The organism is Pseudomonas sp. BC42 (genome assembly GCF_021560055.1).
GTDB lineage: Bacteria > Pseudomonadota > Gammaproteobacteria > Pseudomonadales > Pseudomonadaceae > Aquipseudomonas.
Map to the genome: position 1 here is coordinate 6,282,569 of NZ_CP091067.1, position 16,601 is coordinate 6,299,169.

Here is a 16,601-nt window from a genome sequence, read left to right on the forward strand (position 1 = left end):
TTATTGAACCTCGACCGGGGAGCCCTGCAAGCGCTGCAAGGCTTCATTCACCGGCTGCGGCAACAACTGGCGCAGGCAGTTGTAATGGCCGAAGCGGCAAGTGCGGTCGAAACACGGGCTGCATTCGATGCCCAGGCGCACCACCTCGACCTGATCCGCCAGAGGCGGAGTGAAGCCCGGTGAAGTGGAGCCATACACCGCCACCAAAGGGCGATTCAGCGCCGCCGCCACATGCATCAACCCGGAGTCGTTGGACACCACCAAGTCGGCACAGGACAACAGGTCGATGGCCTCGGCCAGGGAGGTTTCGCCGCTGAGGTTGGTCGATTCCTCACGCAGCCCGGGAATCAGTCGCCCGCGAATCTCCTCCCCCACGGCATGATCGTTCTTCGAACCGAACAGCCACACCTGCCAGCCCTCGCGGATCTTGGCCTCGGCCACCTGGGCGTAATGCTCGGACGGCCAGCGCTTGGCCTCGCCGAACTCCGCCCCAGGGCACAGCGCCAGCACCGGACGATCCAGTACCAGGCCGAACTTGGCCAGGGCCGCCTCACGGCTTTGCGGATCGATCTGCAGGCTCGGCCGTGGATAAGGCTGGGGCAGTTCGGCACCCGGCTCATGGGCCAGGGCCATGAAGCGCTCGATCATCAGCGGGTAGCGCTCTTTGTCGAGCTTGCGCACGTCATTAAGCAGGCCGTAGCGGAACTCGCCGCGCCAGCCGGTGCGCTTGGGGATGCCGGCAAAGAACGGCACCAGGGCCGACTTCAGCGAGTTGGGCAGCAGGATCGCCTGATCGTACTGGCCGGCCAGGGACTTGCCGATCCGCCGGCGGGTGGCCAGCTCCAGGGCGCCGTGGCCCAGGGGAAAGCTCAAGGCCCGACGCACCTGGGGCATGCGCTCCAGGATCGGCCGGCTCCACTCGGGGGCCAGCACGTCGATCTCGCATTGTGGATGACGCTGTTTCAGGCACTCGAAGAGTGTCTGCGCCATCACCATGTCACCGACCCAACTGGGCCCAACGATCAGAATATTCATGTGGTTTCCATAAACGAGCCGGGGAGGCATATGCCTCCCCGCCTCGAGAATCCAGCACCGCGGCCTTCACCGCCGGTTCAGTTTGGGCGAGCCCACAAGGCTCGCCGAAATAGGAGTGGCCCTGTCAGGCCGCTTAGCTTAGCCCCAGCTCGCGCCAAATCCGTAACACTTCCCGTCGTTCGGTCACGAATTGATCACCGGTAATGATTCCGGCCTCATTCTGCAACGCCTGTCGGTGAGCCGCAGAACGATAGGCCTTGTAGACCTCGCGCAGCAGGCTGGCATCGCTCGCCGGCATCAGGCCGACCTGCTCCAGACCTTCCAGAATGCGGATGTTATCGGTGTAGCGCAGCAATGACGGGTGCTCTTCGGACCACGCCAGGGCCGCGTATTGCACCATAAATTCGATATCGACGATACCTCCGGCGTCCTGCTTGAGGTCGAACGGCGCCGTAGCTTCGAAGGCGTTGGCCGCGGTTCCGGCGGCGGTCAGGCGACTGCCCAGGTTGTCGCGCATCTTGGCCCGCATCTCACTGACTTCCTGGCGCAAGGTCGGCAGGTCGCGCTTTTTGCCCAGCACCACGGCCCGGACTTTTTCAAAGGCCTGTCCCACATCCTGGCTGCCCACCAGTACCCGGGCCCGGACCAGCGCCTGATGCTCCCAGGTCCAGGCTTCGTTCTCCTGATAGCGGGCAAAGGCCCCCAGGGAACTCACCAGCAACCCCGACGCGCCGGACGGCCGCAGGCGCATGTCCACTTCGTACAACTGGCCGGAGTTGGTCTGGGTGGTCAGCAGATGGATGATGCGCTGCCCCAGCCGGGTGAAGAACTGTGCACCATCGATGGGTTTCGGACCGTCGGTTTCGGCCTGGGGGTCGCCATCATGGATGAACACCAGGTCCAGGTCGGAGCCGTGGCTCAGCTCGATGCCGCCGACCTTGCCGTAGCCGACGATGATGAACCCCGGATCACACAAGGTGCCATCGCTGCGCTGTGGCGCACCGTATTTGGCCACGGTCTGGCGCCAGGCCAGGGCCAGCACCTGCTCCAGAATCGCCTCGGCGAGCCAGGTCAGGTAATCGCTGACCTTCATTAAAGGCAGGCTGCCGGCGATCTCCGAGGCGGCCACCCGCAACCGGTGGGCCAGCTTGAAGTGGCGCAGCGCCTCCATCTGCTGTTCCAGGTCGTCCTCGGGAATCCGCGTCAGGCGCTCGCGCAGCTCGGCCGCCAGTTCCGGCGCCAGGGGCGGCTTGAACAGGCGCCCTTCATTGAGCAATTCATCCAGCAGCAGTGGAAAGCGGGTGATCTGCTCGGCAATCCATGGGCTGGCCGCGCACAGGGTCAGCAAGCGGCGCAAGGCGCCAGGGTTTTCGGTGAGCAGCACCAGATAGGCCGAACGCCGGGCCACGGCCTCGACCAATGGCAGCACCCGTTCCAGTACCAGATCCGGATTGGCGTGCTCCACGGCCTGGGCCAGCAAGCGTGGAATAAAGGCATCCAGGCGTTCGCGCCCGAGGCGCTGCATGGCGCGCAACTGCGGGCTGCCGCGCAAACTGGCCAGGGCCCGCAGGGCCTTGGGCGCATCGACAAAGCCGCCCTCCTGCAACTGCCGGCAGGCTGCCTCCTCGTCCTGGGCCTCCTCCCACAGCGGCAGCCACTCGCCGCCCACCACCACTTCGCTCTCCGCGCCGTCATCGTCATCGGGATCGGCAATCACCTGGCGGAAGTGCCACTCCACCCGCCCGCGCCAGTACATCAACTGTTCATGGAAGGCGCTCCAGTCGGCAAAGCCGAGCATGAAGGCGATTCGCGCCTGGTCCTGGGGATTGTCCGGCAGCATCTGCGTCTGGCGATCGGCAATGGCCTGGATCGCGTGCTCGGTATAACGCAGGAACTCGTAGCCCTCGCGCAGCTCGCTGATCACTGCCGCCGGCAAATAACCCTGCCCCTCCAGCGTGCCCAGCACCTTTAATAAAGGACGCTGCTGCAGGCTCAGGTCGCGACCGCCGTGAATCAGCTGGAAGGCCTGGGCGATGAACTCGACTTCGCGAATGCCTCCCGAACCCAGCTTGATGTTGTCGGCCATGCCCTTGCGCCGCACCTCCTGCTGGATCAGCTGCTTCATGGTGCGCAGCGCCTCGATGGCGGAGAAGTCCAGGTAACGGCGATAGACGAAGGGCCGCAGCATGTCCAGCAATTGCGCCCCGGCCACCTGATCCCCGGCGACCACCCGGGCCTTGATCATGGCGTAGCGCTCCCAGTCGCGCCCCTGATCCTGGTAGTACTGCTCCAGGGCATTGAAGCTCAGCACCAGGGCCCCGGCGGAACCGTAGGGCCGCAGGCGCATGTCGACGCGGAACACGAAACCGTCGACGGTCATCGGGTCCAGGGCCTTGATCAGCCGCTGGCCCAGGCGAATGAAGAACTCCTGGTTATCCAGGGCACGCTTGACCCCCACCGTCTCGCCGCCTTCGGGGTACGCGAAGATCAGGTCGATGTCCGACGACAGGTTGAGTTCCACCGCCCCCAGCTTGCCCATGCCGAGGATGACCATCTGCTGCGGCTCGCCGCTGCGGCCACCGGTGGGCACGCCGAATTGCTGGGTATGACGCAGATACAGCCATTGATAGGCCTGGTCGATGCAGGCGTCGGCCAGATCGGACAGGTCGCGGCAGGTCTGCACCAGATCCGCCCGGCGGGTCAGATCGCGCCAGATGATCCGCACCTGCTGCCGAGTGCGCTGACGCCGCAGCACCCGCCCCAATTGGTCGTCGCTCTCGGCGGTGTGCACGGCTGCGGCAATCTGTGCGCACAACTCTCCGGGGGCGAAACCGCGATCGAGTTCGCCGCTGCGCACCAGCTCCAGCAACATCAAAGGGTCACGCAGACTCTGTTCAATGACGAAGTCGCTGGCGGCACCGACCCGGGCAAACTCGGCCCAGCGCTCGGCAGTCCAATCCGCGACGCCGGGGCTGTCTTCCAGGGCCGCCACCGCAGCGCGGAACGACTGCTCTGCACGGCTGACCAATGGCAGAAGAATCGCGGGAACTGGGGCAAGCGCGGGCAGACTCATGGGCTATCCTTGATCGGCGTGGAAAAGGCAGGCGGAGAGGGATATCGAGGGCAAGCAGCCTGATGGACTGTCGAACAAAAGTTAGAAATAGCTGAAAATAGGTTTTTTTTGGCAGCCGGCATTAATTTTTTACCTATTCCCGTTAGTCACCGACCAACAGTAACGATTATTCTCACAACGCAGCAGGAGGCCATAAGCCGCTCTTCTGTAGTTTTACTACTCGTATATACATTCGAAAGGCTGAAATGGCCGACGATTTGTAGTAAAACTACACGCCGCCGGATCAACCTCCGGCAATCCAAGAATTTATAATCGTCTGCCCACAAGGCCAGTCGCAAACTCAGGCAACCGATTCTGGAAGCCTTTCCGCCCTGGAGCAAGCCATGCAAGACCTCGATCCCGTCGAAACCCAGGAATGGCTGGACGCCCTGGAATCGGTTCTCGACAAAGAAGGCGAAGACCGTGCTCACTATCTGATGACCCGTATGGGCGAACTCGCGACCCGCAGCGGCTCGCAACTGCCCTACGCCATCACCACGCCGTACCGCAACACGATTCCCGTCACCCACGAAGCACGCATGCCTGGCGACCTGTTCATGGAACGCCGCATTCGCTCGCTGGTACGTTGGAACGCGTTGGCCATGGTCATGCGTACGAACCTGAAAGATTCTGACCTGGGCGGTCACATCTCCAGCTTCGCCTCCAGCGCCACCCTGTATGACATCGGCTTCAACTACTTCTTCCAGGCCCCGACCGACGAACACGGCGGCGACCTGATCTACTTCCAGGGTCACGCATCGCCAGGCGTCTACGCCCGTGCGTTCATGGAAGGTCGCATCACCGAAGAGCAAATGAACAACTTCCGCCAGGAAGTGGATGGCAACGGCCTGTCGTCCTATCCACACCCTTGGCTGATGCCTGACTTCTGGCAGTTCCCGACCGTTTCCATGGGTCTGGGTCCGATCCAGGCGATCTACCAGGCACGCTTCATGAAGTACCTGGAAGCCCGCGGCTTCATCCCGGCCGGCAAGCAGAAAGTCTGGTGCTTCATGGGCGACGGCGAGTGCGACGAGCCGGAATCCCTGGGCGCGATCTCCCTGGCCGGCCGCGAGAAGCTGGACAACCTGATCTTCGTCATAAACTGCAACCTGCAGCGCCTCGACGGCCCGGTTCGCGGCAACGGCAAGATCATCCAGGAACTCGAAGGCGTGTTCCGCGGTGCCCAGTGGAACGTCAACAAGGTGGTCTGGGGCCGTTTCTGGGACCCACTGCTGGCCAAGGACGTCGACGGCATCCTGCAACGCCGCATGGACGAAGTCATCGACGGCGAGTACCAGAACTACAAGGCCAAGGACGGCGCGTTCGTCCGTGAGCACTTCTTCAACACCCCTGAACTCAAGGCGATGGTTGCCGATCTGTCCGACGACGAGATCTGGAAGCTCAACCGTGGCGGCCACGACCCGTACAAGGTGTATGCGGCCTACCACGAGGCGGTCAACCACAAAGAACAACCGACCGTGATCCTGGCCAAGACCATCAAGGGTTATGGCACCGGCGCCGGCGAAGCGAAGAACACCGCGCACAACACCAAGAAAGTCGACGTTGAAAGCCTGCGTCTGTTCCGCGACCGCTTCGACATTCCGGTGAAGGACGACGACCTCGAAAACCTGCCGTTCTTCAAGCCTGAAGAAGGCAGCGCCGAAGCCCGCTACCTGAGCGAGCGTCGTGCTGCGCTGGGCGGTTTCGTGCCTCAGCGTCGCGCCAAGAGCTTCAGCATCCCGACTCCGCCACTGGATACCCTCAAGGCCATCCTCGACGGTTCCGGCGATCGCGAAATCTCCACCACCATGGCCTTCGTGCGGATCCTCGCGCAGCTGGTCAAGGACAAGGAAATCGGCCAGCGCATCGTGCCGATCATCCCGGACGAAGCCCGTACCTTCGGTATGGAAGGCATGTTCCGCCAGTTGGGCATCTACTCCTCCGTCGGCCAGCTCTACGAGCCAGTCGATAAAGACCAGGTGATGTTCTACCGCGAAGACAAGAAGGGCCAGATCCTCGAAGAAGGCATCAACGAAGCGGGCGCCATGAGCTCCTTCATCGCGGCCGGTACTTCGTACTCCAGCCACAACCAGCCGATGCTGCCGTTCTACATCTTCTATTCGATGTTCGGCTTCCAGCGTATTGGCGACCTGGCCTGGGCTGCCGGCGACAGCCGCACCCGCGGCTTCCTGATCGGCGGCACCGCCGGCCGTACCACCCTCAACGGTGAAGGCCTGCAGCACGAAGACGGTCACAGCCACATGCTGGCCGGGACCATCCCGAACTGCCGCACCTTTGATCCAACCTACGGCTACGAGCTGGCGGTGATCATCCAGGACGGCATGAAGAAGATGACCGAAGAGCAACAGGACGTCTTCTACTACATCACCGTGATGAACGAGTCCTACCAGCAGCCAGCCATGCCTGAAGGTGTCGAGGAAGGCATCATCAAGGGCATGTACCTGCTGGAAGAAGACACCCGCGAAGCCGCGCACCACGTGCAACTGATGGGCTCCGGCACCATCCTGCGCGAAGTCCGCGAAGCGGCGAAGATCCTGCGTGACGAGTTCAACGTCGCCGCCGACGTGTGGAGCGTGACCAGCTTCAACGAACTGCGTCGCGATGGCCTGGCCGTAGAGCGCAGCAACCGCCTGCACCCTGGCCAGAAGCCGAAGCTGAGCTACGTCGAAGAGTGCCTGAGCGGCCGCAAGGGTCCGGTCATTGCCTCTACCGACTACATGAAGCTGTTTGCCGAACAGATCCGCCAGTGGGTGCCGTCCAAGGAATTCAAAGTCCTGGGCACCGACGGTTTCGGCCGCAGCGACAGCCGCAAGAAACTGCGTCACTTCTTCGAAGTAGACCGTCACTTCGTGGTGTTGGCAGCCCTGGAAGCCTTGGCTGACCGTGGCGACATCGAACCCAAGGTCGTGGCTGAAGCCATTACCAAGTTCGGTATCGACCCGGAAAAACGCAACCCACTGGACTGCTGAGGAGACTTTCTGTGAGCGAACTCATTCGCGTACCTGACATCGGCAGCGGTGAAGGTGAAGTAATCGAACTGATGGTCAAGGTCGGCGATCGCATCGAAGCCGACCAGAGCATCCTGACCCTCGAGTCGGACAAGGCCAGCATGGAAATCCCTGCACCGAAGTCCGGCGTGGTCAAAAGCCTGAAAGTGAAGCTGGGCGACCGCCTGAAAGAAGGCGACGAACTGCTGGAGCTGGAAGTCGAGGGCGCCGCTGCTGCGGCCCCTGCCCCTGCCGCCGCTGCGCCAGCCCCTGCACAGCCAGCCGCTGCGCCTGCTGCTGCCGCTCCGGCTGCCGCACCGGCCAGCGCTTCGGTGCAACAGGTTCACGTGCCGGATATCGGCTCGTCGGGCAAGGCCCAGATCATCGAGATCCAGGTCAAGGTCGGCGACACCGTCGAGGCTGACCAGTCGCTGATCACCCTCGAATCCGACAAGGCCAGCATGGAAATCCCATCGCCGGCTGCCGGCGTGGTCGAGAGCATCAGCGTCAAGCTCAACGATGAAGTTGGCACGGGCGACCTGATCCTGGCCCTGAAAGTGGCCGGTGCCTCGGCGCCTGCCGCTGCCGCTGCCGCCCCGGCCCAGGCCGCCGCACCTGCGCCAGCCGCTGCACCCGCCGCCCCGGTGGCCGACAGCGTGCAGGACATCCACGTTCCGGATATCGGCTCGGCCGGCAAGGCCAAGATCATCGAAGTCCTGGTCAAGGCCGGCGACAGCGTGGTTGCCGACCAATCGCTGATCACCCTCGAATCCGACAAGGCCAGCATGGAAATCCCATCGCCAGCCGCCGGCATCGTGGAAAGCGTATCGATCAAGCTGGACGACGAAGTCGGCACCGGCGACCTGATCCTCAAGCTCAAGGTCAAGGGCGCCGCCCCGGCAGCCGCTCCGGCACCTGCCGCCGCCCCTGCCCCGGCGAAAGCTGAAGCTGCTCCTGCCGCCGCCGCGCCTGCCGCTGCAGCCCCGGTTGCCGCACCGGCCAAGCCTGGCGCGAAAGTTCACGCCGGCCCGGCCGTGCGTCAACTGGCCCGGGAATTCGGCGTCGAGTTGAGTGCCGTGAGCCCAAGCGGCCCACACGGTCGCATCCTCAAGGAAGACGTGCAGGTCTACGTCAAGGCCATGATGCAGAAGGCCAAGGAAGCACCGGCTGCCGGTGCAACCGGTGGCGCGGGCATCCCGCCGATCCCGGTCGTGGACTTCAGCCGCTTCGGTGAAATCGAAGAAGTGCCGATGACTCGCCTGATGCAGGCCGGCGCCGCCAACCTGCACCGCAGCTGGCTGAACGTGCCGCACGTGACGCAGTTCGATTCGGCGGACATCACCGAACTGGAAGCCTTCCGCGTTGCCCAGAAGGCCGTGGCCGAGAAGGCCGGCGTCAAGCTGACCATCCTGCCGCTGCTGCTCAAGTCCTGCGCCCACCTGCTCAAGGAACTGCCTGACTTCAACAGCTCCCTGGCCCCAAGTGGCAAGGCGATCATCCGCAAGAAGTACGTGAACATCGGCTTCGCCGTGGACACCCCGGATGGCCTGCTGGTGCCGGTGATCAAGAACGTCGACCAGAAGAGCCTGCTGCAACTGGCCGCCGAGGCCGCTTCCCTGGCCGAAAAAGCCCGGACCAAGAAGCTCTCCGCGGACGAGATGCAAGGCGCCTGCTTCACCATCTCCAGCCTCGGGCACATTGGCGGCACCGGCTTCACGCCGATCGTCAACGCGCCGGAAGTGGCGATCCTCGGTGTGTCCAAGGCCACCATCCAGCCAGTCTGGGACGGCAAGGCCTTCCAGCCGAAGCTGATGCTGCCACTGTCCCTGTCCTACGATCACCGTGTGATCAACGGCGCGGCCGCCGCACGCTTCACCAAGCGTCTGAGCGACCTGCTGGCGGACATCCGCACCATTCTGCTGTAACCCGCGAACCGGCCCTCCCGACATGGGCGGGCCGGTATCGCACGCTTTCCGAGCGCCACGCTCGTACCTCAACCCCGTCAATTTGGCGGGGCTTTTTTTTGCCGAAAAAACCTCGCCATTGGCCCGTCAATCCGTGAGGCAAAGGCCCAGAAAAGTAACTTTGCAGAAATACTTGTGCCTGCCGATACAGGTTTATAGCACTTAGCCTTCATCTCACTTGTCAGTCGATGCGCCATGATGCAACCTTGCCGCAGGCAACAGTAAAGAGGGCGTGAGCCCGGCGCGATCAGCAATTTCGAAGCGAGTTTCCCCATGAAAAGCCAACCCGATGCCGCCAGCCGTATGGCGGCCGAGGTAGTGACGCAGTTGCCCGTGCCCTCGCGGCTCGGCATGTTGCGTTTCGAACGGCTGAATGAAGCAAGCTGGGCGCTGCTATTTCTCGATCCCAATTGCGAACGCCAGTTCGGCCTGCCCGCCGTCGAACTCTGTGCCCTGGTGGGTTCGCCCTACGCCAGCCTGATGGAGCCCGAAGCGCGCTATCAACTGCACGACACCATCCAGGAACAGCTGAGCAGCAGCCCCCATTACCTGATCCGCTACACCCTGCACACCGGCCAGGGCCCCTTGAGCATCCTGGAGCTGGGGGAAGCCTACAAACAGCACAACCGGCACCTGCTGCGCGGCTACCTGCTGGTCGTCGACGGCCTGTTCAGCGGCTCCGCGCCCCTGCCGACCCAGGACCTGGAAACCCAGAACACCAGACTGCAGATCGCCCTGGAACTCAACCAGCGGGCCCAGCAGGAACAACTTCAGCACCTGGAACGGGTGCGTGCCCAGCAGGACCTGATTCTGCTGCTGACCCGCCAGCGCTACAGCAGCGGCAACTCCCTGAAGGAAGCCGCCGAACTGATCACCCGCTGCGCCTGTGATATCTACCAGATCGACTGTGCCAGCATCTGGAACCTGGAAGACCGGCAACTGGTGCCGATTGCCGCCTACCATCGCGGCCCGCAGGAATACCGCATGCCGGAGCCCATCGACGCCAGCAGCTTTCCCGATTATCTGGAAGCCCTGCACAGCTCCCGCGCCATCGATGCACAGAACGCCATGCGTGACCCGCGCACCCGGGAGATGGCCGAGAGCCTGCGCCCGAGGGACGTCAACGCCATGCTCGACGCCAGCATCCGTATCGATGGCCAGGTGGTCGGCGTCCTCTGCCTGGAACAGACCGGCATGACCCGCGCCTGGCAGTCCGACGAAATCGCCTTCGCCGGCGAGCTGGCGGACCAGTTCGCCCAGGTCATCAACAATCACAACCGGCGTGCCGCCACCAGCGCCCTGCATCTGTTCCAGCGCGCCGTGGAACAGAGCGCCAACGCCTTCCTGCTGGTCAACTGCGACGGCGTGGTGGAGTACGTCAACCCGAGCTTCACCGCCATCACCCAGTACAGCACCGAAGAGGTTCATGGCCATCGCCTGTCCGAACTTCCGGCCCTGGAGAACCTCAGCGAACTGCTGTTCGATGCCCCCTCCAGCCTGGCCAAGAGCAACAGCTGGCAAGGCGAGTTCAAGAGCCGGCGCAAGAACCTCGAGCCCTACTGGGGCCAGCTGTCGATCTCCAAGGTCTACGGCGACAATCGCGAGCTGACCCACTACATCGGCATCTACGAAGACATCACCCAGACCAAGCTGGCCCAGCAGCGCATCGAGCGCCTGGCCTACACCGACAACCTGACCAACCTGGGCAACCGCCCCGCGTTCATCCGCAACCTGGATGAGCGTTTCGCCCGAGACAGCGATACCCCGATCAGCCTGCTGCTGGTGGATATCGACAACTTCAAGCGGATCAACGACAGCCTCGGCCACCAGACCGGCGACAAACTGCTGATCAGCCTGGCCCGGCGCCTGCGCAACAGCCTGAGCCCCAGCGGCAGCCTGGCGCGTTTTGCCAGCAACGAGTTCGCGGTACTGCTGGACAACACCGACCTGGAATCCGGCCAGCAGATCGCCAGCCAACTGCTGATGACCCTGGACAAGCCGATGTTCGTCGACAACCAGCTGATCAGCGTCACCGGCTCGGTGGGCCTGGCCAGTGCGCCGCTGCACGGCCGCGACCCCCAGACCCTGATGCGCAACGCCGGCCTGGCCCTGCACAAGGCCAAGGCCAACGGCAAGCACCAGGTGCAGGTGTTCACCGAAGCCCTCAACGCCGAGGCCAGCTACAAACTGTTCGTCGAGAACAACCTGCGTCGCGCCCTGACCCAGAACGAGCTGGACGTGTTCTACCAGCCCAAGCTGTGCCTGCGCAGCGGCCGCCTGCTGGGCATGGAAGCGCTGTTGCGCTGGAATCACCCGGAAAAGGGCATGATCCGTCCGGATCAGTTCATCAGCGTGGCGGAAGAAACCGGCCTGATCATCCCCATCGGCAAGTGGATCGCCCGTCAGGCCTGCCGCATGAGCAAACAGCTGACCGCCGCCGGCCTGGGCAACCTGCACGTGGCCATCAACCTGTCGCCCAAGCAGTTCTCCGACCCGGATCTGGTGGCCTCCATCGCCAGCATCCTCAGGGAAGAACAACTGCCGTCCTCACTGCTGGAACTTGAGTTGACAGAGGGGCTGCTGCTGGAAGCCACCGAGGACACCCACCAGCAACTGGAACAGCTGAAAAAGCTCGGCCTGACCCTGGCCATGGACGACTTCGGCACCGGCTATTCGTCCTTGAGCTACCTGAAGAAATTCCCCATCGACATCATCAAGATCGATCGCAGCTTCATCCACGAGATCCCCGACAACCAGGACGACATGGAAATCACCTCGGCGGTGATCGCCATGGCCCACAACCTGAAGATCAAGGTGGTCGCCGAAGGCATCGAAACCGCCGAGCAGCTGGCGTTCCTGCGTCGCCATCGCTGCGACGTCGGCCAGGGCTATCTGTTCGATCGACCGATTCCCGGCACCGAGCTGATCGCCAAGCTCAAGCGCTATCCCCGCGGCCCAATTGCCTGACAGCGCTGTAACACTCGGGCAAACTGCGTGTCTGATTAATTACTCGATCCCACCCTGACTGAGAGGACTGATCATGGTTCTGCGCTCGGAAATTCTGGTGAAAAAAAACGTGCTACCTACCAAAGAACAAGCTCTGCCTGGCCGCGAAACCCCGATGACACTGCCTGAAAAGCACTTTGTCTTCGAAGACACCCCGCTGCTGGGTCCGTTCTTCCAGGACGTCGACTTCGCGATCTTCGGCCTGGGCTGCTTCTGGGGCGCCGAACGTCGCTTCTGGCAGCGCGAGGGCGTGGTCAGCACCGTGGTCGGTTACGCCGGCGGCTTCACGCCGAACCCGACATATGAAGAGGTCTGCTCGGGCTTAACCGGCCACACCGAAGTGGTACTGGTGGTGTATGACAAGGCCAAGGTCAGCTACAAAGAACTGCTGGCGATGTTCTGGGAACTGCACAACCCGACCCAGGGCATGCGCCAGGGCAATGACATCGGCACCCAGTACCGCTCGGTGATCTACACCACCAACCCGGCCCAGCTGGAGCAGGCGCTGCACAGCAGGGACGTGTTCCAGGCGGAGCTGACCAAGGCCGGCCTGGGCACCATCACCACGGAAATCGAAGAAGCGCCGACCGTGTACTTCGCCGAGGCTTACCACCAGCAGTACCTGGCGAAGAACCCTGAAGGCTACTGCGGGATCGGCGGCACCGGAGTGACTTGCCCCATTTGAAGCAGCTGCGAGCTGCAAGCCTCAAGCTGCAAGAGATTCATCGTCGACTTGAGGCTTGAGGCTTGAGGCTTGCGGCTTGTAGCTGCTACTCAGCTATGAGCCAGTCCATCTGCCAGCCACCCTGGGTCTGGCCGAGCTTCTTCGACAGCCAGGGCAGCAGCTCGCGCAGCTCCTCCTCCAGGCCCCAAGGCGGATTGGCAATCGCCAGGCCCGAGCCGTTGAGGCTGTTGGGCGTATCCAGCGGATGCACCAGCAACTCCACCCGCAGCAGTTTCGGCGCACCGGTGCCGGCCAGGTCCTGGTAGAAGCGCCGCAGGGCGCGCTGGTCCTTGACCGGGTACCAGATGGCCGCCACGGTCTGGCGCATGCGGCCAATGGCTTCCTTGAGCGATGCCGCACAGCGCTGCATTTCGTCCAGCTGTTCAAAAGGCGGGTCGATCAGCATCACCGCGCGCTTCTCCGCCACCGGCAGCAAGGCCCGGGCCACATGCCAGCCTTCCCCCAGGTGCACTGCCACCCGCCGATCGCCCTTCATGTTGTCCTTGAGCAACAGGCCGTCTTCAGGGTGCTTCTCGTTGAGCAGCACCCGGTCCTGGGAGCGGGTCAGGCGCCGCGCCAGCTCCGGCGACCCCGGGTAGTAACGCAGCTCGCCATCGGGGTTCATCTTGTGCAGCACCTGCATGTAGTCGGCGGTCAGCGCCGGCAGATCCTGTTCGCCCCACAAGCGGGCGATGCCTTCCAGGTACTCGCCGGTACGGCTCGCCTGATCGCCCTTGAGGTCATACAGACCAATGCCGGCGTGGCTGTCGAGGTAGGCGAACGGCTGCTCCTTGCGCGACATCAGGGCGATGAGGCGGGTCAGGGTCAGGTGTTTGAAGACGTCGGCGTGATTGCCGGCGTGGAAGGCGTGACGATAGTTCATGGTTGCTCCTGCGCAGGAGCGCAAGTTTACCTTGTGTGCAGCCTGTCGTCAGTTCACGACAGGCCCGCACCCGGCGCAGTCGACGACGGGTACGGGGGGAGGCAATTTCCCGCGACCCAGCCCCCCCCCGTTTAAGCCCTGTCCGGGCTTGCCTGCCCGCATCGGGACCGCAGCGCCGGGACGGTATGGATCGGCATGAACGACGCCGCAAGACGCCAGTACCTATGCCAGGCGGTACTGGAAAGTGTGGCCCTACACAGCGCTGAAGTAATCAGCACCATGGACGCCCGCGGTACCAACACGCCTGCGCTCCCCTTGCCGATCCGCCACGCCTATTGGACACTGACGCGCCCGCCCGCCACCGAGCGGCGGGCACATCAAGCGGTTGCTGGCGACTCAGACACACGGGACCACTGACTGCTGCGCGGGCACACGACCTGCCTGGCTGTGCTCATAAACGGATTGCTACTGAGTCGAGGATTTATGAAAGACGCAACGATTGCGCTGCACCATGGATTCAAGTCGGACCCGACCACCAAGGCCGTGGCCGTGCCCATCTACCAGAACGTCGCCTTCGAGTTCGACAACGCCCAGCACGGGGCCGACCTGTTCAACCTGGATGTGCCCGGCAACATCTATACCCGCATCATGAACCCCACCAACGATGTGCTGGAGCAGCGCATGGCCGCCCTGGAAGGCGGGATCGCCGGGCTGGCGGTGGCCGCCGGCAGCGCCGCGATCCACTACGCGATCCAGACCCTGACCCAGGCCGGCGACAACGTTGTTTCCACCCCGCAGCTGTATGGCGGCACCTACACCCTGTTCGCCCACCTGCTGCCCAGCTTCGGCGTCGAAGTGCGTTTCGCCCGGGACGATTCGCCAGAGGCCATCGCCGAGCTGATCGACGACAAGACCAAGCTGGTGTACTGCGAGAGCATCGGCAACCCGGCGGGCAACATCGTCGACATCGAGGGACTGGCCCAGGCCGCCCACGCCCGCAACGTGCCGCTGATGGTGGACAACACCGTGGCCACGCCGATCCTGTGCAAGCCGATCCAGTTCGGCGCCGACATCGTGGTGCACTCGGTGACCAAGTACGTCGGCGGCCATGGCAACTCCCTGGGCGGGGTGATCGTCGACAGCGGCAACTTCCCCTGGGCCGAGCATCCGCAGAAATTCGCCAGCCTCAATACCCCGGAGCCGGCCTACCACGGTGTGGTCTACACCGAAAAATTCGGCCCGGCGGCCTTTATCGCCCGGGCCCGCACCGTGCCGCTGCGCAACACCGGCGCGGCGCTGGCGCCGATGAACGCCTTCCTCCTGCTGCAAGGCCTGGAAACCCTGGCCCTGCGCATGGAGCGCCACACCGACAACGCCATCAAGGTCGCGCAGTTCCTCAAGGATCACCCGCTGGTGGCCTGGGTCAGCTACGCCGGCCTGCCCGATCACCCGCACCATGAACTGGCGCGCAAGTACATGCAGGGCAAGCCGTCGGCGATCCTGTCCTTCGGTCTCAAGGGCGGCTACGCCGCGGGCGTGCGCTTCTACGACGCCCTGCAGATCTTCAAGCGCCTGGTGAACATCGGCGACGCCAAGTCCCTGGCCTGCCACCCGGCCTCCACCACCCACCGGCAGATGAACGAAGAAGAGCAGGCCAAGGCCGGGGTCAAGCCGGAGATGATCCGTCTCTCGGTGGGCATCGAAGCCATCGAAGACCTGCTCGAGGACCTCGATCAGGCGCTGCGCCAGGCCTGACCCCGCAAGGCCCGCCGCCCGAGGGTGGCGGGCCCGTGTCCCAAGCATTGAGCAACCCGCGTCGGCACCGGCGCGCCCTCCCCACCGACAGCCCCCAGGAACCTCTCTTACCCGCAAAGGACTCAACCATGATTGTGCGTTACGTAAAGATCACCATGACCCTGGCTGTCGCGGCCTTCGCGCTGCTGGTGGCCTACAACAACATCAGCGACTACGGCTCCAACTTTGCCTTTGTCCAGCATGTACTGAGCATGGACAGCGTGTTCCCCGACAACACCGCCACCGACCGCGCCGTGACCCTGCCGCTGCTGTGGAACCTCGGTTACTGGCTGATCATCGGCGGCGAAGCCCTGACCGGTGTGCTGCTGGTCGTCGGCGCGCTGCGCCTGTGGCTGGCACGGCACGGCGTGGCCAGCTACTTCAACCGCTCCAAGGGCTGGGCCATTGCCGGCTTCTGCCTGGGCTTCTGCGTCTGGTTCTTCGGCTTCATGGTGGTGGGCGGCGAGTGGTTCATGATGTGGCAATCCAAGGTCTGGAACGGCCAGGACGCCGCCTTCAAGTTCTACATGGCGATCCTTGGCGTGTTGATCTTCCTCAACCAGCCGGACGCAGAACTGCACTAACCCTGCCGCCGCCGAGCCTGCAAGGCCTTGCCTGGCGATCCCCTGTCGGAGCTCATCGGCCTTGAGAGCGCCACGTCCCTTCGGGCCGTTCGCAGCCTGCGGCAGCGGCTACACCAATCTCGGATAGGCATTGGTTGTAGCCGCTGCCGAGCCATGGCGAGGCTGCGCAAAGGCCTGCAAGGCCTTGCCTGGCGATCCCCTGTCGGAGCTCATCGGCCGTGAGAGCGCCGCGTCCCTTCGGGCCGTTCGCAGCCTGCGGCAGCGGCTACACCAATCTCGGATCGGCATTGGTTGTAGCCGCTGCCGAGCCATGGCAAGGCCTTGCCTGGCGATTGCCAGACGAGCCTTGGCGTTCTTCAGAGCGCCGCCACCGCTGCGCCGGAATGCCGCCCATCAGGTTCGCAGCCTGCGGCAGCCGCTAGCCGAACCGCAAAAAAAACGGCCCGCTGCGATAACGCAGCGGGCCGTTGTTCAGCGCCCTGGAGAATCAG

Annotated in this window: 9 protein-coding genes and 1 pseudogene; 7 read left to right on the forward strand and 3 right to left on the reverse strand. The window is 63.6% G+C overall.

Annotation, left to right across the window (positions count from 1 at the left end; translation table 11 throughout):
• Nucleotides 1-1,035, reverse strand: coding sequence for a lipopolysaccharide heptosyltransferase II (waaF, locus tag L1O02_RS28450; protein WP_108545933.1), 1,035 nt, complete (start codon nucleotides 1,033-1,035; stop codon nucleotides 1-3).
• Nucleotides 1,036-1,168: 133 nt separating this feature from the next.
• A complete protein-coding gene (glnE, locus tag L1O02_RS28455; protein ID WP_235759141.1) occupies nucleotides 1,169-4,108 on the reverse strand; it encodes a bifunctional [glutamate--ammonia ligase]-adenylyl-L-tyrosine phosphorylase/[glutamate--ammonia-ligase] adenylyltransferase in 2,940 nt (979 codons plus the stop codon).
• A gap of 383 nt (nucleotides 4,109-4,491) precedes the next feature.
• Between glnE and aceE the strand changes: the two genes are divergently transcribed.
• From aceE to msrA, 4 genes are all read left to right on the forward strand, one after another.
• Nucleotides 4,492-7,137 (forward strand): pyruvate dehydrogenase (acetyl-transferring), homodimeric type, encoded by a 2,646-nt coding sequence (gene aceE / locus L1O02_RS28460; RefSeq protein WP_060837216.1) that lies wholly within the window; start codon nucleotides 4,492-4,494, stop codon nucleotides 7,135-7,137.
• An 11-nt stretch (nucleotides 7,138-7,148) separates the two neighbouring features.
• A complete protein-coding gene (gene aceF / locus L1O02_RS28465) occupies nucleotides 7,149-9,080 on the forward strand; it encodes a dihydrolipoyllysine-residue acetyltransferase (RefSeq protein WP_060837215.1) in 1,932 nt (643 codons plus the stop codon).
• Nucleotides 9,081-9,392: 312 nt separating this feature from the next.
• Nucleotides 9,393-12,086: a GGDEF and EAL domain-containing protein gene (locus L1O02_RS28470; protein ID WP_060837214.1), complete on the forward strand. Its 2,694-nt coding sequence runs from the start codon at nucleotides 9,393-9,395 to the stop codon at nucleotides 12,084-12,086.
• A 73-nt stretch (nucleotides 12,087-12,159) separates the two neighbouring features.
• Nucleotides 12,160-12,810: a peptide-methionine (S)-S-oxide reductase MsrA gene (gene msrA / locus L1O02_RS28475; protein ID WP_060837213.1), complete on the forward strand. Its 651-nt coding sequence runs from the start codon at nucleotides 12,160-12,162 to the stop codon at nucleotides 12,808-12,810.
• Between the two features lie 85 nt (nucleotides 12,811-12,895).
• Here msrA and rlmJ read toward each other — a convergent pair whose 3' ends face one another.
• Nucleotides 12,896-13,732: a 23S rRNA (adenine(2030)-N(6))-methyltransferase RlmJ gene (gene rlmJ, locus L1O02_RS28480; protein WP_060837212.1), complete on the reverse strand. Its 837-nt coding sequence runs from the start codon at nucleotides 13,730-13,732 to the stop codon at nucleotides 12,896-12,898.
• A gap of 129 nt (nucleotides 13,733-13,861) precedes the next feature.
• Between rlmJ and L1O02_RS31180 the strand changes: the two are divergent.
• From L1O02_RS31180 to L1O02_RS28490, 3 genes and pseudogenes are all read left to right on the forward strand, one after another.
• Nucleotides 13,862-14,017, forward strand: a pseudogene (locus L1O02_RS31180) (glycerol kinase); the annotation flags it as partial.
• A gap of 198 nt (nucleotides 14,018-14,215) precedes the next feature.
• Nucleotides 14,216-15,487, forward strand: a complete 1,272-nt coding sequence (locus L1O02_RS28485) for an aminotransferase class V-fold PLP-dependent enzyme (protein WP_108545930.1) — start codon at nucleotides 14,216-14,218, stop codon at nucleotides 15,485-15,487.
• Between the two features lie 128 nt (nucleotides 15,488-15,615).
• Nucleotides 15,616-16,110: a DUF2165 domain-containing protein gene (locus tag L1O02_RS28490; protein WP_060837205.1), complete on the forward strand. Its 495-nt coding sequence runs from the start codon at nucleotides 15,616-15,618 to the stop codon at nucleotides 16,108-16,110.
• Nucleotides 16,111-16,601 lie beyond the last annotated feature (491 nt).